Source organism: Pseudomonas sp. NPDC086278, from assembly GCF_050280905.1.
GTDB lineage: Bacteria > Pseudomonadota > Gammaproteobacteria > Pseudomonadales > Pseudomonadaceae > Aquipseudomonas.
In genome coordinates this window covers 41486-62759 of the sequence record NZ_JBNNWE010000027.1, presented here as the reverse complement: position 1 = coordinate 62759, position 21274 = coordinate 41486, and the positions used below count along the sequence as shown (strand labels likewise).

Here is a 21274-nt window from a genome sequence, read left to right as displayed (position 1 = left end):
TTGGACGTATGGTTTCATTAAACCAACGCTCAAGTACCAGTACACCCAGTACCAACTGGATCTGGACAGCATCGGTAAAAACCAGATTGCTGCGCCGACATGTTCAGACCTCTCTTCGTATTTATTGGCACGCGTTACACCCGTGCAAAGCGTCGCAATCATTTTGTGTCGTTCATTTCCCTGACTTCAATGATCGGACTCGCCCTCGGCGTGGTCGTGATGATTGTCGTGCTGTCGGTGATGAACGGCTTCGATCATGAGATGCGCACCCGTGTGCTGGGCATGGTGCCCCACGCGACCATCGAGTCCGGTGAACCGATCAGCGACTGGCAAAGCCTGGCCGCCAAGGTCAAGCAAAACCCGCAGGTGACGGCCGTTGCGCCTTTTACCCAGATGCAGGGTTTGCTGACCAACAACGGCAAAGTGTCCAAAGTGCTGCTCAATGGCATCGACCCGGCGCTGGAGCGCAATGTTTCGATCATTGATCACTTCATGCAGCAGGGCAAACTCGACGACCTGACGCCGGGCAGTTTCGGCATCGTCATCGGCGACAAGGCCGCCGCCAAACTTGGCGTGGTCATCGGCGACAAGCTGACGTTTGTCGCGCCGGAAGTCACCGTGACCCCGGCCGGCATGTTTCCGCGCATGAAGCGCTTTACCGTGGTCGGCATCTTCCACGTCGGCGCCGGCGAGCTGGACGGCTACCTCGGCGTGACCAACCTGCAGGACCTGGCGAAGCTGCATCGCTGGAAGCCGGATCAGGTCCAGGGCCTTCGCCTGAAGTTCGACGACCTGTTCCAGGCGCCACGCACCGCGTGGAATATCGCCCAGCAACTCGGTGAAGATCATTACTACGCCCGCGACTGGACCCGCACCCACGGCAATCTGTATCAGGCCATTCGCATGGAAAAAGCCATGATCGGCCTGCTGTTACTGCTGATTGTTGCCGTGGCCGCGTTCAATATCATTTCCACGCTGGTGATGGTGGTGAACGACAAGAAGAGCGACATCGCGATTCTGCGCACCCTCGGTGCCACGCCACGGACGATCATGGCGATCTTCATGGTGCAAGGCACGGTCATTGGCGTGGTCGGTACGCTGATCGGCGCCGTAGTCGGGATCTTCGCCGCGTTGAACGTCAGCGCCGCGATCTCGGCCCTCGAAGGGTTGATCGGGCATAAATTCCTGAATGCCGACGTCTATTTCATCGATTACCTGCCGTCGCAAGTGCAGAGCCAGGACGTGTTGATGGTCTGCGCCGCCGCGTTGGTCCTGAGTTTCCTCGCCACCCTGTATCCAGCCTGGCGTGCCGCGCGCACCCAGCCTGCGGAGGCGCTACGTTATGAGTGAGTTGGGCATGAGTGATAAAGCAATCTTGAGCTGCCGCGACCTGGGCAAATCCTACGAGGAAGGTCCGGAATCGGTAGAGGTTCTGGCCGGTCTGCAACTGGAACTGCATCCGGGCGAGCGCGTAGCGATTGTCGGCACGTCGGGTTCGGGCAAAAGTACCTTGCTCAACCTGTTGGGTGGCCTCGACACGCCAACCAAGGGCAGTGTCTGGCTCGACGGCGAAGAGTTGTCGGCCCTGAGCGAGAAGAATCGCGGCTTGCTGCGCAACCGTTCCCTCGGCTTCGTGTACCAGTTCCACCATTTGTTGCCGGAATTCACCGCGCTGGAAAACGTCTGCATGCCGCTGCTGATCGGCAAGACGGCGATCCCTGAAGCACGTCAGCGTGCAACGGCGTTGCTGGAGCGGGTAGGGCTGGGCCATCGCCTGGAGCACAAGCCGTCCGAGTTGTCCGGTGGTGAACGCCAGCGCGTGGCGATTGCCCGGGCACTGGTGAACAAACCCGGCCTGGTGATGCTCGACGAGCCGACCGGCAACCTCGATTCGCACACTGCCCAGGGCATTCAGGACTTGATGCTGGAACTCAGCACCTCGATGCGCACTGCGTTCCTGGTGGTGACCCACGACATGAACCTGGCTCGCCAGATGGATCGCGTCCTGCATTTGCAGGAAGGTCGCCTGACGCCCATCTGATTGACCAAGCCCGGCGCACTGAAGGGTGCGTCGGGTCTTTTATTTTTATACGGTGCCCAGCGAATGTTCAGACCGTTATCGATCTTCATCGGCATGCGCTATACCCGCGCCAAGCGCCGCAATCGCTTTGTTTCCTTCATCTCGATGACGTCGATGATCGGCCTCGCCCTTGGCGTGCTGGCGATGATCGTGGTGCTGTCGGTGATGAACGGCTTCCAGCGTGAAATGAGCTCGCGCATCCTCGGCATGGTGCCGCACGCGACCATCGTCGGCGTGAACCCGATTGATGACTGGCAGCCCGTCGCCGCCGCGGCGATGAAAAATCCGCAAGTGACCGCCGCCGTGCCGTTCACCGAGATGGAAGGCATGCTGTCCTACAAGGGCTCGATGCAGCCGATCCAGGTCAGCGGTATCGATCCGGCTCAGGAAGGCAAGGTCTCGATTGTTGCCCAGCACATCGTTCAGGGGCGTCTCGATGCCTTGAAGCCGGGGGAGTTTGGCGTCGTGGTCGGTGAAATCACCGCGCGACGCTTCCGCTTGAACGTCGGCGATAAAATCACCCTGATCGTGCCGGAAGTCAGCACTGCACCGGGTGGCATCACCCCGCGCATGCAGCGCCTGAACGTGGTGGGCGTGTTCAAGGTCGGTGCGGAACTGGACGGTTCCATGGCGCTGATCCACATGGCCGACGCCGCGCAGATGCAGCACTGGCAGCCGAATCAGGTGCAGAGCGTGCGCCTGGCCGTGAAAGACCTGTACGCCGCGCCGAAAGTGTCGAGCGACATTGCCAGCGGTTTGGGCGCCGAGTACACCGCTGACGACTGGACCCATACCCAAGGCAGCCTGTTCAGCGCCATGAAAATGGAAAAAACCATGATCGGCCTGCTGTTGCTGATGATCGTTGCCGTGGCGGCGTTCAACATCATCGCGACGTTGATCATGGTGGTGAACGACAAGGGCGCAGACATTGCGATCCTGCGCACCATCGGCGCTACGCCGCGGCAGATCATGGCGATCTTCATGGTGCAAGGCACGGTCATCGGGATTGTCGGCACCTTGATCGGCGGCGTGCTCGGCGTGATTGCCGCGCTGAATGTCAGCGAGCTGGTGGGGTGGCTGGAGCGCGTGAGCGGCCAGCATATCTTCAGTTCCGATGTGTATTTCGTCAGCAACTTGCCGTCGCAATTGCAGGGCGGGGACGTGGTGTTGATTTGCTCTGCGGGGTTCATCTTGAGCTTCCTTGCCACGGTTTACCCGGCGTGGCGCGCGGCGAAGATCGAGCCGGCTCACGCGTTGCGGTATTCGTAAGCCGCTACACCGCTTTCGTCGGATCGCCGCCCGGAGCAAGCCCCCTCCCACATGGGATCTGAGTTGATCACAAATCTGTGGCTCAACTCAGATCCCATGTGGGAGCGGGCTTGCTCGCGAAGGGACCGCCCCTGCCGCCCTCAATCCCCCTTCGGCAACTCAATCAAAAACCGCGTCCACCCATCAGCCGATTCGCAACGGATCTGCCCGCCATGGGCACGAATGATCGACTGGATAATCGCCAACCCCAACCCCGCATGTTCACTGCTGCCTTCGTGGCGTGCCGGATCGGCCCGATAGAAGCGGTCGAACAAACGCGGCAATAGCGCCTCATCAATCCCGTCTCCACTGTTTTCAACCGTCAGGCTCAAACGTTTGGGCTGATCGACAATCCGCACCCGAACCTCCCCAGCGGCCGGCGTAAACCGCAACGCGTTATCCAGCAGATTGGACAGTGCCCGGCGCAACATGCTGCGGTCGCCCTCTATCCGCGCCGTGCCCTTACGGCTCAACGTCACGTGGGCGTCCTCGGCCAGCGGCGCGAAGAACTCCAGCAACAGATCCACTTCATCCGCCAGTTCCAGTGGCTCGCGCCGGGGCATCAGTAACCCATGATCAGCCTTGGCCAGGTACAACATGTCGTTGACCAGTTGCGCCATCCATTGCAGTTCTTCGAGGTTGCTGTGCAGCGCTTCGCGGTAATCCTCGAGGGGGCGAGGGCGGGTGAGAGTGACTTGGGTGTGGGTCAGCAAGTTCGACAATGGTGTGCGCAGCTCATGCGCAATGTCGGCCGAGAATGCCGAGAGCCGTTGAAAAGAGTCGTCGAGACGTCCGAGCATGGCGTTGAAGTTGTGGGCCAATTCCGTGAGTTCAGCCGGCATATTCTCTTCGGGCAGTCGGGCATTCAGTGATTGCGCAGACACGCCGCTGGCGATTGCACTCATGCGCCGCAATGGGCGCAAGCCACTGCGTGCCGCCCAGGCCCCGAGCAGGGCAGTGGCCAGGGCGGACAAACCAACGGTGAGCCAGATCAAATGCTGCATGCGCTGCAGGAAGTGCTGGTGATGGGTGATGTCGAGCAGCAAGGTCAGTTGCGGCGAGTCAGGTTGGTCGACAAACAGCGGCGCATTCAGCACGCGATAATCGGTGCCGTCATCATTCAGCGTCGACACACCTGGTGTTTGCGGGAGTTTTGCCGGCAGGCGTGCCGAACTGTCGTACCAGCGTTGGCCGTCGCTGCCGGTAATGCGTAACGACAGATCCGCTTGGCGGCTCAATTCATCCGCCAGTCTGATCTCACTGTCACTCGACTGAACGTCGCGCAGCGCCCGGCGCAGCCCAATCAACTGGCTATCCAGCAATTGCTGATCAAGCTCGACAAAATGCGCCTCGCTCGCGCGGCTGAACAGCACGCCCGCGAACAGCGACACCACCGCGGTGCACCCGGCAAACAGCAGCGCGAGACGGCTACTCAACGACAGGCGACGCATCAGGCAGGGCGCTCTTCAAGGACATAGCCCATGCCGCGCACGGTATGGATCAGCTTGTTCGGGAAGTCGTCGTCGATCTTCAGGCGCAAGCGGCGGATTGCGACTTCGATGACGTTGGTGTCGCTGTCGAAATTCATGTCCCACACTTGTGAGGCGATCAGCGATTTGGGCAGAACTTCACCCTGGCGGCGCAGGAGCATTTCCAGCAAGGCGAATTCCTTGGCGGTCAGGTCGATGCGCTGCGCGTTGCGCTCGACCCGGCGGCGGATCAGATCCAGGCGCAAATCCGCGAGTTGCAGGCTGGTTTCCTGTGGCGTGACGTTGCCGCGACGCAGCAGGCTTCGAACCCGGGCCAGCAGTTCGGAGAAAGCGAACGGCTTGACCAGATAGTCGTCAGCGCCGAGTTCGAGGCCGTGAACCCTGTCCTCCACAGCGTCTCGCGCCGTCAGAAAAAGTACTGGAAGGTCCAGGCCGGCACTGCGTACGGCCTGCAAAATCTGCCAGCCATCGCGACCTGGCAGCATCACGTCGAGGATCAATAGCGCGTATTCACCGCTCAACGCCAATTGTTGGCCGCTGTTGCCGTCGGCGACCAGTTCCGTGTTGAAACCGGCTTCGGTCAAGCCTTGGCGCAAATAATGGCCGGTTTTCGGTTGGTCTTCGACGATCAGCAGTTTCATGGTCAACTCGGGCAAATGGAACGGACGCTTTATACCGTGGGCAGCGCAGAGACAGGCCAACCTGACAAAGTTGTAATCTGGCTGTCAGTTTGCGGGCAGTGGCAGCAGTTTAGAGTTTTCCACAGGCTGAACCTTATCTTGTTGGAGTACGACTATGTTTTTGCGCAAATCGCTGATGCGGGCCATGTGTTTGCTGGCGCTGAGTTCGCCGGTGTGGGCAGCGCCCGCGCACCTGTTCGATTTTGGCCAGCCGGCCCCGGCGGCCAAGGCTGGGCGCACTGTCGAGGTGGTCATGGGCGATATGTCGTTTACGCCGAAGGCCATCGACATCAAGGCTGGTGAGACCGTTCGTTTTCTGTTGGTGAATAAAGGCCGGTTGCTGCACGAATTCAACCTCGGCGACGCCGCGATGCACGCCCGGCACCAGCAGGAAATGCTGGAGATGCAGCAAAGCGGCCTGCTGACGCCGACAGGCATGAAGGCAATGGACCACGCGGCGATGGCTGGAATGGATCACGGTATGAAGCATGACGACCCGAACAGCGTGCTGGTCGAACCCGGTAAAACCGCTGAATTGACCTGGACCTTCACCAAGGCGACCAGCCTTGAATTTGCCTGCAACATACCCGGCCATTATCAGGCGGGCATGGTCGGCAAGTTGACGGTCAGTCAGTAAGCACTCAAAGGCAGACGCAAAGGCTGATAGAATCCGCTGATTCTTCAGTCAGGTTTCCGCCATGCATCCCGCAGCCGAACACTCGCCGCTGGGCAAATCCAGCGAATACATCGCCACCTACACGCCGTCCTTGCTGTTCCCGATTCCGCGCGCCGCGAAATGGGCCGAGCTAGGCTTGACGGCTGAAACCCTGCCTTATAAAGGCGTGGATTTCTGGAACTGCTTCGAGCTGTCCTGGCTCTTGCCGTCCGGCAAGCCGGTGGTGGCGATTGGCGAGTTCAGCATTGCGGCGGACTCGCCGAACATCATCGAGTCGAAGTCGTTCAAGCTGTACTTGAACTCGCTGAATCAGACGCCGTTTGCCGATACCGCGAGCCTTGAAGCCACGCTGGTGAAGGACTTGTCGGCTGCTGCGGGCAAACCGGTTGGCGTGCGCATTCGCAGTCTGAAAGATGTCGAGGCGCAAGGCGTCGTGGCGCTACCTGGCGTGTGCATTGACGATCTGGATATCAGCGTCAGCAACTATGAGCATCCGCGTCCGGAACTGCTGCGTTGCGATGAATCGCGCATTGTTGAAGAGAGCGTGCACAGTCATTTGCTCAAATCCAACTGCCCGGTCACCAGTCAGCCAGACTGGGGCAGCGTGGCGGTGGAATACCGGGGCGCGGCGCTGGATCACGCCAGTTTGCTGGAGTACCTCGTCAGCTTCCGCCAGCACTCGGACTTCCATGAACAATGCGTGGAGCGGATCTTTCTCGATCTGCAACGGTTGTTGAAACCGGAGAAATTGACGGTGTATGCGCGTTATGTGCGTCGCGGGGGGCTGGACATCAATCCGTATCGCAGCACTGAAACCGTTCAATTGCCAAACCATCGCCTGGTCCGCCAATAAAGCTCCAATGTGGGAGCGGGCTTGCTCGCGAAGAGGTCGTCAAATTCAACCTCAATGGTGACTGACATTCTGCCTTCGCGAGCAAGCCCGCTCCCACAAGGGACTGCGTTCCAGGTCGCCGACATTAAAAAGCCCCGCTATCGCTAGCGGGGCTTTTTTTGCCTCTGGCGAGGTTCAGATCCCGATATTGCCCAGTGTCTGCACGATGTTGCGCAAGGTGCCGGCAATGGCGGGGTGTTCCAGTTCAAAACGTTCGACGGCCAGGTTGACACCGTCAGCCAGGTTGGAATCCTTGGTTTTGGTTTCCAGTTCAAGCTCAAGTTCGATCTGTTGCATCAGCGCGTGGAGGTCTTCGCGCTCGGCTTCGGACAGCGGTGGATTCTGTTCCAGTTGCTCGCGCAGAGTGTTGAGCTGTTGTTGCAGTTCGCGGGCAGGCATGGCGTTCTTCCTTTTATCGATAGGCACTGGCATAGACCGCAGCAGCGCGCCAAAGGTCTATGGCTGACCTTTAGATTAATCCACTCGCGTGGAACGTGCATGATCTCGATCAGGGCTTTTCGCCCTTGAGCCGGCGCAGGCTGATATCGGCCAGGCAGGTGTCGAGGTCGCCCAGGTGATCGATGACCGAATGCACCCCAAGACTGAATAACTGCACCGTCGCCTTGCCGCGCAGATGCTCGCGCTCCTTGTGGCTTAACGCGTGCCATTCACTGGGAGCGAGGCCACAGAGTGAGCCGCAGGACGCCAGGCCGACGGTCCATAGCCCGGCGTTCAACCCCGATTGCAGCAAGCGTGGCTCTCCGCTCACCAGCACGCAGCCGTCCAACTGGTCGACATTTAGCGCCATCAGCGCTCGCCAGCAAGCGTTCGGCGACGGCCAAGGATTGTTTGTTGCAAGTTGTTGCGAGGATGTGATCCACGCTGGCAATGAAGCGGCCAACGGCTGGGTGAGGGCGGCGGGCAGTTCGTCGAGCCAGGCGCACGGAATCTGCTGGCGTTGCAAGCTGCTCAGACTGTCCAGCGCGCCGGGCGTGGCCTCGGCGTGCTCGGCGCTATGAGCACCTTGCTGGCGCGTACGGGCGCCGAAATCCACCAGGCAACCGGTGAGGCCGAACAGCACCGCGGTCAGGCTGGGTGCAGCAAGGGGCATGTTTTCGGCGCGCGGCATGTCAACGTCCCTGAAATAACCTCAAGGCTAAGCGCGGCGGGTGACAGTTGAGTGACACTGATGTGAATCGCCAGTGCTCATGATGAATCAGCAGCAGGCCTTTGCGGACGATGCTGCCTAAACCCGCTTTTCCGTCTTATACTAGCCAGCTTAACGCCCGGGCCAAGCGCTCGTGCCAGTACAGTCCAAGGAGTTTTTCTATGCGCTGGAGCAATCATCTCGCTCAGCTATGTGTGTGTGCCAGCGTGTTGCTGGTTCCGTTTGCAGCTCAGGCTGCCTCGGAAGAAGACCCTTGGGAAAGCGTTAACCGTCCGATCTACCAGTTCAACGATGTCGTCGACACCTATGCGCTGAAGCCTTTGGCTCAGGGGTATGAGTTCGTGACGCCGCAGTTCCTGGAAGACGGCATCCACAACATGTTTCGCAATGTCGGCGATGTCACCAACCTTGTGAACAACATCTTGCAGGCCAAACCGACCGCCGCGGGCACCGATACCGCACGTATCCTCTTCAACACCACGTTTGGCCTGCTGGGCTTCTTCGACGTCGGTACCAAGATGGGCCTGCAACGCAGCGATGAAGACTTCGGCCAGACCCTTGGCCATTGGGGCGTCGGCAGCGGTCCTTACGTGATGCTGCCGCTGTTGGGCCCAAGTACCTTGCGGGATGCGCCCTCCAAGATCGTCGACGGCTACACCGGCCCGTACCCCTACATCAACGACGTGCCCGTGCGTAACTCGGTCTTCGGCCTGAATATCGTCGACACCCGAGCCAGCCTGTTGTCGGCCGAGAAGCTGATCAATGGCGACAAGTACATCTTCATCCGCAATGCGTACTTGCAGAACCGCGAATTCAAAGTGAAAGATGGTCAGGTCGAAGACGATTTTTGATCTCGACCGGTAAAACAAGGAAGGCGGCCATTTGGCCGCCTTTCTTGGTATTGGATTCTGCTTATTTCATCTTCAAGATTGTAAGCCCGAGTTTCTGACTGTGGTTGTCCTGCGCCTTCACCCACACGACTTCGGTATCGGCCTCAAGGCCTTTTAGCGCGGCATGATCGGAATCGATGCGCACGCTGAGCCGGTCGCCAATCTTGAACGAGCGCGGCGCTTCTACCTGCATCCCGCTGCTGGAAAGGTCGATACAGACGGCTGGAACCTCGTCACCTTCGTGAATCAGCGACACATCGGCATCAACCCGCATGCGGATGAAATCGCGCTTTTCGCTGTAGTCCCGATCGTTTTGACTCATGGGCTTCATCCTTCCATTGGGTTACGGTTTTGCCTGTTCTTATAACTCCCGGTGATTTCACAAGTAAAGACGTCAAGCGACCATCGGCGTGAGCTTGAAACGCCCCGCGGATGGGAGTACCGTCTGCGCCTTAGAAGGGCACCTCTGATGTACGTGTGAATAGGGCTAACGCTCGAAAACGGTGCAATAGAGAGGCTAGAAAGCGAATCCAGTAGCGTGAGCGGGGTTGAAAACCCGGCCTGCTACGCCAACCTAATTCTGGCGCCGTTTGCCCACATGCCAAAAACCAGTGCCACGCTGCTGATAATCGATGATGACGAAGTAGTGCGTGCGAGCCTCGCGGCCTACTTGGAAGACAGTGGTTTCAGTGTCCTGCAGGCCAGCAACGGCCAGCAGGGTCTTCAGGTATTCGAGCAAGACAAGCCCGACCTGGTCATCTGCGATCTACGCATGCCGCAGATGGGCGGACTCGAACTCATTCGCCAGGTGACCGAACGATCCCCGCAAACGCCGGTGATCGTGGTGTCGGGTGCCGGTGTGATGAACGACGCCGTCGAAGCCCTGCGCCTCGGTGCGGCGGATTACCTGATCAAGCCTCTCGAAGATCTGGCGGTGCTCGAGCATTCTGTTCGCCGAGCCCTGGATCGCGCGCGCCTGCTGCTGGAAAACCAGCGCTACCGCGAGAAGCTGGAAAAGGCCAACCGAGAGCTCGCTGCCAGCCTGAACCTGCTCCAGGAAGACCAGAACGCCGGTCGCCAGGTGCAGATGAACATGCTGCCGGTCAGTCCCTGGACCATCGACGAGTTCCAGTTTGCACACCAGATCATCCCGTCGCTGTACCTGTCGGGTGATTTCGTTGACTACTTTCGGGTCGACGAGCGTCGGGTAGCGTTCTACCTGGCCGATGTTTCCGGGCATGGCGCCTCTTCAGCCTTTGTTACCGTGCTGTTGAAATTCATGACCACGCGCCTGTTGTTCGAATCCAAGCGCAGTGGCACGTTGCCGGAGTTCAAGCCTTCCGAGGTCCTTGGTCATATCAACCGGGGCCTGATCAGTTGTAAGCTGGGTAAACACGTCACAATGGTCGGTGGAGTCATCGACGAGGAGACAGGTTTGTTGACCTATAGCATCGGCGGTCATCTGCCGTTGCCTGTGTTGTACACGCCAGACAGTGTGCGTTATCTGGAAGGGCGTGGTCTGCCGGTGGGCCTCTTCAATGAAGCGACCTACGAAGATCACGTGCTGGAGCTGCCGCTGACGTTCAGCCTGACGCTGATGTCTGACGGCATTCTGGACCTCTTGCCAGAACCTACACTCAAAGAGAAAGAAGCGGCTTTGCCCCAGCGGGTCAAGGCAGCGGGCGGCAGCCTGGATGGTCTGCGGCAGGTTTTTGGATTGGCCACGCTAGGGGAGATGCCGGATGATATCGCCCTGTTGGTGTTGAGCAGGAATATTTAATGAGTACCGGTAGAATCCAGTTCGCCGAGCAGGACGGCACCTTCGTCCTCAAGTTTGTCGGTGAAGTCCGCCTGACCCTGTGTTCGGCGTTGGATGCGACTATTGAGCGGATCTTCACCGCGTTGAATTTCAACGCGATCGTGATCGACCTGACCGAAACCCGCAGTATTGACAGCACAACGCTTGGCCTGCTGGCCAAACTGTCGATTCTGTCGCGGCAAAAGGTCGGCCTGTTACCGACCGTCGTTACCACCCACGAAGACATCACCCGTCTGCTGCAATCCATGGGGTTCGAGCAAGTCTTCAACATCGTTGACCGTCCGATCCCGTGCCCTGAGTGCCTGACCGACCTGCCAGACCAGGACCAGTCCGAAGAAGTGGTGCGGATCAAAGTCCTCGAAGCACACAAAATCCTCATGGGCCTGAACGATTCGAATCGTGAAGCGTTTCACGATCTGGTGAATGCACTCGAGCGTCATTGATCTTGCGCAATTTCGGTAGGAGCAAGCCCGCCCCCGCATGGGTGATGCGCTAAATCCTCCTCGCACAAAAAAGGGCGAACCCATCAAGGTTCGCCCTTTTTGCATTGCCTCTGAATCTAGATCACAGCTTGGCTTGCAGCAGCGCCTCCAGCTTCTCCTGGTCCCGAGCAAACTGACGAATACCCTCGGCCAGTTTCTCGGTCGCCATCGCATCTTCGTTGGACAACCAACGGAACTGCGCTTCATTCAGGCTCAAACGCGCTTCTCCGGCATGACCCGGAGCTAACTTGCGCTCCAGCTTGCCAGTGTCCGCCGCCAGTTTCTCCAGCAACTCAGGGCTGATCGTCAGGCGATCACACCCGGCCAACTGCTCGATCTGATTCAGATTACGGAAGCTCGCGCCCATGACCACGGTCTTGTAGTCATTGGCTTTGTAGTAGTTGTAGATGCGCGTCACCGACTGCACGCCCGGATCATCCGCGCCGGTGTAGTCGTTGCCGTTGGCCTTCTTGTACCAGTCGTAAATCCGGCCCACGAACGGCGAAATCAGGAAAACCCCTGCGTCCGCACACGCGGCGGCCTGGGCGAATGAGAACAGCAGCGTCAGGTTGGTCTGAATGCCTTCTTTTTCGAGCTTTTCAGCGGCGCGAATGCCTTCCCAGGTGGAGGCGATCTTGATCAGTACGCGGTCGCGGCCAATACCGGCCTTGTCGTACAGCTCGATCAGACGGTGCGCGCGCTTCAACACCGCGTCGGTGTCGAACGACAGGCGCGCATCCACTTCAGTGGAAATACGCCCTGGTACAACCTTCAGAATCTCTTGCCCTACCGCAACACCGAAACGGTCGCTGGCCAGGCCCACATCGCCCTTGCAGTCGTGAACGCATGCGTTCAGCAACTCGGCGTAGCCGGAAATGGCCGCGGCTTTGAGCAGCAGGGAAGGGTTGGTGGTAGCGTCAACGGGTTTGACGCGGGCGATCGCTTCGAAGTCGCCGGTGTCGGCAACTACGGTGGTCATTTGTTTGAGTTGTTCCAGCTTGGAAGTCATGGGCGTGCTCTGTCCTGTGGGTCTGGTGACATTACCCGAGCGCTGACAGCCGCTCAAGGGCGCGTGTGCGTATGGAAGGCCTCAGTGGCAACAACCTGAAAACGGCTGTTTGAAAGGCGAGGCGCGGTGTCGGTAAATACGATGCCAATTCGGCGAACAGGTTCAAAGCAACTGACCGTTGACGCTCCCATTCAGCCTGTCGTTGCTGAGCGGCAGACCGGCGAGGGTGTTCGCCTGTTGTCATTGCTGAGCTTTCAGCAGAGTCTTGACCGCCAGTTCTGCCGGTTTTGGTTGACCATCCGCCGTCAGCAGCCCGAAATTTCTCTCCCGCTCATTGGCGCCCGAATCACTGTTCTTCCACTCATAAAGTGAAGTAAGCGCGACGTTCAGTTTCTGGACATCGGCGATGAACGTGCTGACTTGGCTGGCTTGTCCCTGGACCCCACCTTTAGACGCTAGCGACGGTACCCCCCACTCAGTGATGACCCCCGGTAAATGGAAGGTTTGTTGAATGAACGCTTGAGCATTGCTGATCTGCTCGCCGGACAAGCCATAGGGATGGTAGGAAATCGCGCTGAGGCATTTGGGGTGTTCGCTGACAATCTTGTTCAGCGCCACGGTAGATGCAGTCCCCGCGCTTGGCGCTTTCGCGAAGCCAAAGCCGATCAATGGCGTCTGTTGCGCGTCTTGTCCGAGCGACTGGCACATGGCGCTCATGAACGGAACAAAGGTCGTCTCGAAGTTGCCGGTCGGCCAATACTTTTCCAGGTCCGGCTCATTCCATATTTCAATCGCGACCAACTGTGTCCTGTAGGACCGCTCAAGGACGGACACCGAATGGGCGAACGTTTCGCCTGCGGCCGCCAGTTCACGGGTGCCGCTGGGCGCAGTTGTCAGTGCGGCGGTCGAGCGCAAGGTCATCAGCACCGGCAATCCGGCGGACCTGGCAGCGGCAAAGGCGTCGCTGATCTGTTTCTGATACGCCGAGCGCTCCAGGCTGTTGGTCCATACGCCAAAACGCACGAAGCCGAAATCCGCCGCTTTGATCTGCTCGGCGTCGGTCGCGGTGAACGACTGGATCTTCACCTGGACACCGATGGTCTTGCGGGGTGCCAGGGTGGGAAACAGCTCGCTGGCGTGAACCTGACTGGCCGATCCGAGCAATAGCAGCGACGAAGCGACAAGCGTTTTGAAAGGTGCTGAGTTCATGTCGTGTGTCCTGAAGTTGGGCTGAAGATAACATTCGCCAGCCTGTTTCGTGCTGATTAGTTAGATGACTCAGCACTTGTTAAGTGCGCGAATGTTATTTTTTGTCGGACAGCCATTGTTATAAAACCTGCGTTATTTTTGGTCCGGTTATTCTGGTTGGGCGACGTTCAGGTGCCGTGGTACTTAATACGCTTGTATTGACAAGGCTGATCCGTTTCTGAGCGCGGGATGAAGCCGTGGGTTCACTTAACTCCACACTGCGCATTGGTGGATTCGACATTACACGGGAAGTTGCCTTGTTCAGAAATATCCTTGTCGTCTGCGTAGGCAATATTTGCCGAAGTCCTACCGCCGAAATGCTCCTGCGTAATGCACTGGCCTCTTCCTCCATCGCCGTAACCTCTGCGGGCCTTCGCGCAAGGGTCGGCGAGGCCATGGAGCCTGCGGCGCGCGAGGTGCTGGAAGCCCACGGGCATTGCGCACAGGCGTTTAAGGCACGCCAACTTACCCCGGACATTGTTAATGAATCAGACCTGATTCTGGTCATGGAAAAAGAGCATGTACAACACGTGCTGAAGATTGCATCGCACGCCAGGGGCAAAGTGTTTCTTCTCGGCAAGTGGCAACGTGAGCGAGAAATACACGACCCGTATCGTCAAGGAAAAGCAGCTTTTGTTCATGCTCATGCATTGATTGAAGATGCTGTTTGCTCGTGGGCGCAGCGCCTCGGGCATTGATTAATAATGTTCAGATCAGTAAATGGTAAGAATCAACTTATGCAGTTACCGTCAGTAGTCGGCACCCGGGACAATGAGCGAGACGATATTGATCTTCTCGGTATATTCGGCAGTTTAATTGATCAGAAATGGTTAATTGGCGCGCTCACCGGGGCATTTATGCTGACAGGCGTGGCCTATGCGATTTTATCGACGCCGGTGTATCTGGCGAACGCAGTGGTACAGGTCGAACCGAAAAAGAACGACATGCTCGGGTTCTCCGATCTCGGCAGCATGCTCAGTGGCCAATCGCCGTCAGTGACCGAGATTGGCATCATCAAATCCCGCTCGGTCATCGGCAAAGCCGTTGATGACCTGCACCTGGATATCGACGTCACGCCCAACACCTTTCCGGTCATTGGCGCTTTTCTGGCCCGACGCTATAAGGGCGACGCGGTCGCCGCGCCGCGTTTGGGCTTGAACAGTTACGCCTGGGGCGGTGAACGCCTGGACATCGCGCAGCTCAAGTTGCCGGAAGAACTGCTGGGCAAGAAACTCACGCTGGTGGCTGGCGAGCAGCATCGATTTCAACTGTTCGATGACAACGACAACCTGCTGGTGGACGGGGTGGCCGGCGAAGGGTTTGCACAAAATGGCGTCGAAGGCTTGATCGACACGCTGGCGGCCAACCCCGGCACTCGTTTCGAAGTGGTGCGCGATCCAAGAATCGTCACCATCCTTGATTATCAGGATGCGCTGGATGTGTCCGAGCAAGGCAAGGAGTCGGGCATTATCCGCCTGGCCCTGGCCAGCAGTGACCACGCCCAGGCGGTGAAGATTCTCGATAAAGTCGCGCGGTTGTATGTGCAGCAAAACGTCGAGCGCACGTCGGCTGAGGCAGCGCAAAGCCTGGACTTCCTGCAAGCCCAACTGCCGCAAGTCAAAAGCGACCTGATCAAGGCCAGCGATGCGCTCAACGGCTATCAAACCCGTGGCAAGACCGTCAACATTTCCCTCGAAACCCAATCGGTGCTGGAACAGATTGTCGGCCTGGACACGCGCATTTCCGAGCTGAAGCTGCAACAGGCTGAACTTGATCGCAAGTTCACCAAACAGCATCCGGTCTATCGCGCGTTGATGACGCAGATCGGCGAATTGACCCGCCAACAACAAAGTCTGGAGAGCAAGGTTCAGGGCCTTCCGGCCACGCAACAGGAGTTGCTGAACCTGACCCGCGACGTGGAAGTGGCGTCGCAGATCTACACCCAACTGCTGAACAAATCCCAGGAGCTGGACATTGTCAGGGCGGGGGCGGTGGGCAATGCGCGGTTGATAGACACAGCGGACGTCGACAAGACGTCCCCGGTCAAACCGCGTAAGGCCTTGATCGTGCTGATTGCGACTTTTCTCGGTGGTTTTGTCGGTGTGGCCGTGGTGCTGCTGCGTAAATCCCTGAGCCGGGGATTGGAAGGCCCGGAGGCGATCGAGCAACTCGGCCTGCCAGTGTACGCGTCCATTCCCTACAGCGCGCTGCAACAGGAAGAGGACAGCAAAAAGCCGCGCTTGAATGACGCATCGCGCCAGCAGGCTTTTCTGTTGGCCCTGCGCAACCCCACAGACTTGTCCATCGAGTCGATTCGCAGTTTGCGCACGTGCCTGCACTTCGCGGGACTGGACTCGACCAACAACCGGATCATGATTTCCGGCCCGAGCCCGCAGGTCGGCAAGACCTTTGTCTCTTCCAACCTCGCGGCCGTCATGGCGCAAAGCGGGCAACGGGTGGTGCTGATCGATGCCGACATGCGCAAAGGGCATTTGCACAAGACGCTCAACCTACCGATCAGCAATGGTTTGTCAGACCTGCTGGTCAAGCGTTGCAGCATCGAGCAGGGCATCCATCAAACCGAAGTCGACAACCTGCACTTCATCAGTCGCGGCCAAGTCCCGCCCAACCCGTCAGAGCTGTTGATGCACGCGAACTTTCGCGAGCTGCTGGCCCAACTCAGCGGCCTGTATGACGTGGTCATCATCGACACGCCACCGCTGCTGGCCGTGACCGACGCCGCCATCGTCGGGCGTGAGGCCGCGATCAGTTTGATCGTCACCCGCTTCGGGGTGAACCCCGCCAAAGAGATCGAACTGACGATTCGTCGGTTTGCCCAGAACGGAATCCAGTTGAAAGGCGCCGTTTTCAATGGCGTCCAGAAGCGTGCAGCCAGCTATTACGGCAACGGCGGGTACGGCAATTACGGCTACGAGTATGCGTCCGACAAGTCTTGATTCGGCGATGGTCATTACCTGCATGGAAATGGGTGAACTGTGAAAAAAATATTGCATGTGGCGGAAACGATCAAAGGGGGTGTGGCGACCGTTATCCGCACGATATCGGCACCGCCCGAGGGCGAGGCTTCGAATTACGAGCAGGTCTATCTGATCCCGTTCGATCAGAAAAAAGAGCTGCACGGCATTGATGAGCGGCAGATCAGAACATTCGACAGAACCCGGCGGGATGTGCGCTCGCTGCTGCGATTCGCCTGGAAACTGGCTCGGGTGATCTTCAAGGAAAAACCGCATGTGGTGCATTTGCACAGCACGTTTTCCGGGGTCATTGGCCGTTGTGTGTGTCTGCTTATCCGGCCGTGGCGTTCACCGAAGATCGTTTACTGCCCCCACGCCTTTTCGTTTCTGATGGAGAGTTCGCCGGTCAAACAGAAAGCCTATTCGCTGATTGAGCGGCTATTGCAGAACGTCACGGATGTGATCATTTGCGTCAGTCAGTACGAACTGGACAAGGCCGCGACGTTTGGCCTGGATCGGCGGCGCATGACATTGATCTACAACGGTATCCCCTACAAAAACGATGAGCCGAAGACCCCTGATCAAGCGCCGATTCATCTGCTGTTTGTGGGGCGGCTCGATTACCAGAAGGGTTTCGATGTCCTGCTCAAGGCGTTCGCAGGCGTACGGCGTACTGATCTGAAACTGACGGTGGTGGGCAGTGCGGTCAACGAGGACGTGGTCGACTGCCCGGTGATGGACTCGGTCGAATACGTGCCTTGGGTGACACCGGCGGAAGTGAATGCGCTGTATCAGTCGGCGGATGCGCTGATTGTTCCCAGTCGCTGGGAAGGCTTTGCCATGGTGCCGCTGGAAGGCATGGCGATGGGGCTGCCAGTGATTGCCAGTGACTGCACATCGTTGCCGGAGTTGGTCACCCACGGGGTGACGGGCTACATCTTCCCCTCCGGTGATCACCAGGCGCTGACCCATCTGCTGGTGAACATCGAGAAACCGGGTTTGCTGGATCTCGGAATACAGGGTCGCAAAAAGGTCCGCGAGCGCTTCAGTGCCGCGTTGATGATTCGGCAAACCTACGACGTGTATTCCGCCCCCTCTTATTAAGTAGACATCCGCTATGAACGTAACGATTTTGCATGGCTACAGCGCCTCCAACTCCGGCGACGGCCTGCTCGTGGATCTGGCCATCGACCTGGTGCTGCGAAACTTTGGTGCCGACACCTCCATCAACGTGGTGGCCTCGGACCCGACGTCATTCAGTTACTTGCCTTACCAGCGCTATGACGCACCGGTGATGGCCGCCAAGGGGTTGGGGCGGGTCAAGCAAGCGCTGTTCCTCAATCACGCCTATGCCGGCCTCGCGGACTTGTTACGTGGCAGTGATTTGATCGTCGGCGTCGGCGGCGGCTACATGCGCTCCAAAAGTGCCTTCGAACACATCAAGTTGAAACTGGGGCACGCCAAGCAACTGGAAACGGCGATCCTGAGCAAAGTACCGTCGGTGTACCTGCCGCAAAGCATCGGTCCGTTTCACGGTGAAAGCAGCGCGATTGTCGGGCATTACGCCCATGCCGACGCGGTGTTTGTCCGGGACAACCGCTCCTCGGAGCTGTTCGGCACCCATGAAAATGTCTACCGCGCACCTGATCTGGCGGTGCAGGCATTGGCCGGCAAAATACTCCAGCAGCCCAAGTTCACCCGTTGCGCCTCTTCGCCGGCTGTGGTCTGCGTGGTGCTGCGCAAACCGCCGGCGTGGAGCAAGCAAAAGAAAGCCAGTTACGTGGCTAACTTGAAATTGCTGTTACAGCGCTTGAAGGACAAAAGCAAAGTGGTCTGCGCCGTACAAAGCGCGGTGCGCGGCAACGATGACGGTGCGTTTTATCGCGAGTTGGGCATTACCGAAGACCTATTGCCGTTGAAGGCGACCCTGGCCAAGTATCAGCCCGACCTGGTGATCTCCGTCCGGTTGCATGGTGCCATCGAATCTTTGCTGGCGGGCGTCCCGGCGTTCCATATCAGCTATGAGCGCAAGGGCTTTGGCGCCTATCAGGACATGGGCGTGGAAGACTGGGTGATCAATGGCGGCGATATCAATGTCGACACCATCATCGACACGGTTTTCGCGCCGAATGCATTGACCCGGTTTGGCCAGCAGCTGACCAACACCTGCAAAGAGATCGAAGCCAAGACGCGGGTCATGGACGGGATCATCAAGGGCATCGTTCGATGATATTTCGGCTATTGCTCCGGGGCGGAGCTTTAGGCGCGAAGTTTCTGCTGGTGTTGGCCATCACCCGTTACCTGGGCTATGACGCCCTGGGTTTTTACGGCGTGGTCGTGGCCGCGTCGTTGATTGCGTCGAAGTTCTACAGCGTCGGTTTCAGTTCCGAGATCAATCGGCTGATCAGTACCGGCGGCAGCTCGCGATGGGTCGTCGATAAAGTGTTGCTGTTGTACCTGGCCGTGGGGATTGTGTTGTCGCTGGCGACCGTCACGGTCTACTCGTTGTTCCAGCAGGTCGAAGCAAGCGCCACGCTGATCGTTTGTGTGTCATTGCTGTTGCTCACCGAGCACCTGTCTTTCGAAATCAATTCCTTCGTGTTTTCCGCGCAGAAAGCGACGTGGGGGGCGCTGCTGTTCTTTATCAAAACCGGCCTCTGGGCGCTGGTGGCGTTGGCCGGGATGATGCTGGGCTGGGTGTCCGACATCGCCAGCGTGTTGTGGTTGTGGGTGGCGGCCAATGGGCTGGTGATGGTGGTCGGTTACCTGATTGTGGTGAGCGTTCACCACGGGCGGGTGACCGCTGCGCTGACCACGGCCTCGGTCTGGAAAGCCGGATTGCCGTTTTATCTGGGCACGGGCCTGATTGCGCTGAGTCAGTACGCCGAGCGTTTTCTGATTCTCGACATCGAGCCCTACGCGAGCCTCGGCAAGTACGTTTACGCCTGGTCCGCCGCCAACACCTTGCAAGCGCTGTCTTATGCGGTGGTGGCGGTGGTGGGCATCCCGGTGCTCGCCAAGCGCTATCAGCATGACCCGCAGCCGCTGAGCGTCCGGCAACTGTTCGTGAATCAGTGGGTGCTGCGCGCCCTTGTGGTGTCCGGCGCAGTGGCGTTGATGATTCTCCTGTTCTTCAATGTCGTGCTCGATTACGTCGCCACGTCCGTGCCGCGCCCGGACAACACACTCCTCGGCGTGCTGATTTTTTCCTTCGCCCTGCGTGCCGTCGGCGACATCGTCTGGGGCGGTCTGATCGCCTCGAAAAACAGCCGGGTGTCGCTCGCCAGCGCGGCCATCTGCCTGCTGGTTTCGCTGCCGGTCAGTTACCTGCTGATCAAGCACCATTCGATTTACGGTGCGGCTTGGGGGAACGTCTTTTCGATCACCGTGCAACTCGGCGTGATTGCTTTGCTGACCCGATTTACCCGCGCGAAGGTGACCGCGTAATGGCGTTGAAACTGCCCTGCATCGAGTTTCGCGGCAGAAGGCTCGACTCGTCGCTCTCATTCCTGATTCTGTTCAGTGGCCTGTTTCTGTCCGTGGCCATGCCGCTGCTGATGCATCGCGATCCGGGCCCCGATGCGATGACGTTGTGGTCGTCCTACGCGCGCGCCGACAACTGCAACTTCTGGAATCCCTTTTCGCCAGACCGGTCTTCCTACGAATGCTCGGCCTACTTGCTGCGACCCACCGGGATCAATCTGACCAACGCCTGGGCCTACGGCATGGCGTGCAACCTGTTCCTGACGGCGGTGCCGGTGCTGATGTTCAGGCGCATGCCGCTGACGATCTTCTTCACCCTGTGTTTGTGGGGCGTGGTCCGTTCGTTTTTCCTGGAAAACCTGACCAAGGAAATCATTGTCTCGGTGGCGATGATTTCCATTTTGCTGTTCTCGTTTTCCAGACGTTATCGCGGCGGCTTTTTTTTCTCGGCGGTGATTTACGGGGTGTTGATCCGGCCCTACTGGATCTTGTTTTCGCTGGCCTGGTTCGGTGTCTGCGTGATGAAAAAGTACGTGTCGCGGATGACCTTCTTCCTGATGTTGTTCCTGTTCTACCTGGCCATCGCCACGGCGATTCAACTGGTGGTCGGCTATTCGGTGTCGTCGATTCGCGCCAGCAACAATGAGCTGCGCACGGCGGGCGAGGAGGGCTCGAAGTCGCTGATCGCGTCCTGGGTCAGCGGCGGTGACTTCGTCTCGCAAGCACTGGACTCGATGATCATCTTTTTCCGCCTGTCGTTTCCTGTGGAGCTGATCCTGCTTTCGGGCCTGGGTCAGATCATCTTCGTGGTGTTGATGATCATGACCTCGTTGCTGATGTTCAGAATGATCACGTCGAGCGACTACAAAGGCGTGCGCATCGACACCAAAGTCAAAGAGCTGATCGCGATACCGCTGTCCTTTCTGTTGGTGCAGGGCTTGTTCGAACCGGATTTCGGTTCCTTCGCCCGGCACTTTTCCATGGTGGTGCCGGTGCTGTTCATGGGCCTGGGTTTGCAGTTGCGTACCAGGAAACCTGAGTGGGTTGAATCGAGCGTCCTGAGCTGAGGTAGGT

General features: G+C 58.4%; 22 protein-coding genes. 15 read left to right on the top strand and 7 right to left on the bottom strand.

The genetic code is table 11. The features are described from left to right. The 4 genes from ACQKP4_RS11375 to ACQKP4_RS11360 form a co-directional block, all read left to right on the top strand. Window positions 1-184, top strand: a 184-nt coding sequence (locus ACQKP4_RS11375) for a hypothetical protein (protein WP_427633130.1), incomplete at its 5' end; no start/stop codon positions are given. Further along, window positions 100-1350: a lipoprotein-releasing ABC transporter permease subunit gene (locus ACQKP4_RS11370; RefSeq protein WP_427633122.1), complete on the top strand. Its 1251-nt coding sequence runs from the start codon at window positions 100-102 to the stop codon at window positions 1348-1350. The genes ACQKP4_RS11375 and ACQKP4_RS11370, both read left to right, overlap by 85 nt. A 7-nt stretch (window positions 1351-1357) precedes the next feature. Then, entirely contained in the window at window positions 1358-2041 is a 684-nt protein-coding gene (gene lolD / locus ACQKP4_RS11365; RefSeq protein WP_219096446.1) for a lipoprotein-releasing ABC transporter ATP-binding protein LolD, read from the top strand. 63 nt (window positions 2042-2104) lie between these two features. Then, window positions 2105-3349, top strand: a complete 1245-nt coding sequence (locus ACQKP4_RS11360; RefSeq protein WP_427633120.1) for a lipoprotein-releasing ABC transporter permease subunit — start codon at window positions 2105-2107, stop codon at window positions 3347-3349. Between the two features lie 140 nt (window positions 3350-3489). On the opposite strand, the gene ACQKP4_RS11355 is transcribed toward ACQKP4_RS11360, so the two are convergent. Together ACQKP4_RS11355 and ACQKP4_RS11350 are read right to left on the bottom strand one after the other, a co-directional pair. Next, complete coding sequence (locus ACQKP4_RS11355) at window positions 3490-4839, bottom strand: heavy metal sensor histidine kinase (protein ID WP_427633118.1); 1350 nt, start codon at window positions 4837-4839, stop codon at window positions 3490-3492. Continuing rightward, the gene (locus tag ACQKP4_RS11350) at window positions 4839-5519 is read right to left on the bottom strand and encodes a heavy metal response regulator transcription factor (RefSeq protein WP_427633116.1); all 681 of its coding nucleotides are present in this window, start codon (window positions 5517-5519) and stop codon (window positions 4839-4841) included. The genes ACQKP4_RS11355 and ACQKP4_RS11350 overlap by 1 nt, the downstream gene beginning before the upstream one ends. 154 nt (window positions 5520-5673) lie before the next feature. Between ACQKP4_RS11350 and ACQKP4_RS11345 the strand changes: the two genes are divergently transcribed. Further along, entirely contained in the window at window positions 5674-6195 is a 522-nt protein-coding gene (locus tag ACQKP4_RS11345) for a cupredoxin domain-containing protein (RefSeq protein WP_427633115.1), read from the top strand. Between the two features lie 61 nt (window positions 6196-6256). Beyond that, entirely contained in the window at window positions 6257-7087 is an 831-nt protein-coding gene (gene queF, locus ACQKP4_RS11340; protein ID WP_427633113.1) for an NADPH-dependent 7-cyano-7-deazaguanine reductase QueF, read from the top strand. Window positions 7088-7261: 174 nt separating this feature from the next. On the opposite strand, the gene ACQKP4_RS11335 is transcribed toward queF, so the two are convergent. Together ACQKP4_RS11335 and ACQKP4_RS11330 are read right to left on the bottom strand one after the other, a co-directional pair. Beyond that, window positions 7262-7525, bottom strand: coding sequence for a DUF4404 family protein (locus ACQKP4_RS11335; RefSeq protein WP_427633111.1), 264 nt, complete (start codon window positions 7523-7525; stop codon window positions 7262-7264). 109 nt (window positions 7526-7634) lie between these two features. Next, the gene (locus ACQKP4_RS11330; protein ID WP_427633109.1) at window positions 7635-8255 is read right to left on the bottom strand and encodes an HAD family phosphatase; all 621 of its coding nucleotides are present in this window, start codon (window positions 8253-8255) and stop codon (window positions 7635-7637) included. Window positions 8256-8455: 200 nt separating this feature from the next. Between ACQKP4_RS11330 and ACQKP4_RS11325 the strand changes: the two genes are divergently transcribed. Continuing rightward, window positions 8456-9145 carry an MlaA family lipoprotein gene (locus ACQKP4_RS11325; RefSeq protein WP_427633107.1) on the top strand — a complete coding sequence of 230 codons (690 nt, stop codon included), beginning with the start codon at window positions 8456-8458 and terminating at the stop codon, window positions 9143-9145. A gap of 61 nt (window positions 9146-9206) precedes the next feature. Here ACQKP4_RS11325 and ACQKP4_RS11320 read toward each other — a convergent pair whose 3' ends face one another. Continuing rightward, the gene (locus tag ACQKP4_RS11320; protein ID WP_427633105.1) at window positions 9207-9506 is read right to left on the bottom strand and encodes a PilZ domain-containing protein; all 300 of its coding nucleotides are present in this window, start codon (window positions 9504-9506) and stop codon (window positions 9207-9209) included. Window positions 9507-9782: 276 nt separating this feature from the next. Here ACQKP4_RS11320 and rssB point away from each other — a divergent pair, with 276 nt between their 5' ends. Further along, window positions 9783-10964, top strand: coding sequence for a two-component system response regulator RssB (gene rssB / locus ACQKP4_RS11315; protein WP_427633128.1), 1182 nt, complete (start codon window positions 9783-9785; stop codon window positions 10962-10964). Further along, complete coding sequence (gene rssC, locus ACQKP4_RS11310; protein ID WP_007935262.1) at window positions 10964-11446, top strand: anti-sigma factor antagonist RssC; 483 nt, start codon at window positions 10964-10966, stop codon at window positions 11444-11446. Before rssB ends, rssC begins: the two co-directional genes overlap by 1 nt. Before the next feature lie 121 nt (window positions 11447-11567). Here the strand turns inward: rssC and tal are convergent, their stop codons facing one another. After that, window positions 11568-12494 carry a transaldolase gene (tal, locus tag ACQKP4_RS11305; protein WP_427633103.1) on the bottom strand — a complete coding sequence of 309 codons (927 nt, stop codon included), beginning with the start codon at window positions 12492-12494 and terminating at the stop codon, window positions 11568-11570. Between the two features lie 240 nt (window positions 12495-12734). Then, on the bottom strand, window positions 12735-13703 hold the full coding sequence (locus ACQKP4_RS11300) for a glycosyl hydrolase family 5 (protein ID WP_427633101.1): 969 nt from the start codon (window positions 13701-13703) through the stop codon (window positions 12735-12737). Between the two features lie 296 nt (window positions 13704-13999). Here ACQKP4_RS11300 and ACQKP4_RS11295 point away from each other — a divergent pair, with 296 nt between their 5' ends. From ACQKP4_RS11295 to ACQKP4_RS11270, 6 genes are read left to right on the top strand one after another with little or no spacing between them, the layout of a single operon-like run. Next, entirely contained in the window at window positions 14000-14440 is a 441-nt protein-coding gene (locus tag ACQKP4_RS11295; RefSeq protein ID WP_427633126.1) for a low molecular weight protein-tyrosine-phosphatase, read from the top strand. 39 nt (window positions 14441-14479) lie between these two features. Continuing rightward, the gene (locus ACQKP4_RS11290; RefSeq protein ID WP_427633099.1) at window positions 14480-16699 is read left to right on the top strand and encodes a polysaccharide biosynthesis tyrosine autokinase; all 2220 of its coding nucleotides are present in this window, start codon (window positions 14480-14482) and stop codon (window positions 16697-16699) included. A gap of 39 nt (window positions 16700-16738) precedes the next feature. Next, window positions 16739-17821 (top strand): glycosyltransferase, encoded by a 1083-nt coding sequence (locus tag ACQKP4_RS11285; protein WP_427633097.1) that lies wholly within the window; start codon window positions 16739-16741, stop codon window positions 17819-17821. Window positions 17822-17834: 13 nt separating this feature from the next. Then, window positions 17835-18947 (top strand): polysaccharide pyruvyl transferase family protein, encoded by a 1113-nt coding sequence (locus ACQKP4_RS11280; RefSeq protein WP_427633095.1) that lies wholly within the window; start codon window positions 17835-17837, stop codon window positions 18945-18947. After that, window positions 18944-20164: a phosphoribosylaminoimidazole carboxylase gene (locus ACQKP4_RS11275; RefSeq protein WP_427633094.1), complete on the top strand. Its 1221-nt coding sequence runs from the start codon at window positions 18944-18946 to the stop codon at window positions 20162-20164. The genes ACQKP4_RS11280 and ACQKP4_RS11275 overlap by 4 nt, the downstream gene beginning before the upstream one ends. After that, a complete protein-coding gene (locus tag ACQKP4_RS11270; RefSeq protein WP_427633092.1) occupies window positions 20164-21267 on the top strand; it encodes a hypothetical protein in 1104 nt (367 codons plus the stop codon). The genes ACQKP4_RS11275 and ACQKP4_RS11270 overlap by 1 nt, the downstream gene beginning before the upstream one ends. Window positions 21268-21274: the final 7 nt, after the last annotated feature.